This is a genomic window from Psychrobacter sp. 78a-MNA-CIBAN-0178, assembly GCF_040309625.1.
GTDB classification, from domain to species: Bacteria; Pseudomonadota; Gammaproteobacteria; order Pseudomonadales; family Moraxellaceae; genus Psychrobacter; species Psychrobacter okhotskensis.
Map to the genome: position 1 here is coordinate 1 of NZ_JBEOOZ010000172.1, position 251 is coordinate 251.

General features: G+C 49.8%; 1 pseudogene. It reads right to left on the reverse strand.

The window, feature by feature from the left end:
• Positions 1–251 (reverse strand): annotated as a pseudogene (gene sat / locus AAEY80_RS14725) (sulfate adenylyltransferase); the annotation flags it as partial.

Here is a 251-nt window from a genome sequence, read left to right on the forward strand (position 1 = left end):
TTATTTAGGTTATCAGCAGTTACTTTCGGCGCAGATAAGGTAATCGGGATTGGCCAAAACAAGCCAGCATTCGCGCCCGTTTGCAGACGCATATTATCGACCACGCCTTGCCAATCGGCTTGATTCATAAAACCATCAAGTGGCGTAAAGCCGCCAATACCGAGCATAATCAAATCACCGCGCTCACGTGAGCTTAAGGTGATTTGCGGTAAGGTTGCGGCAAGTTTTAGCGCTTGAGCACGGGCGTCACC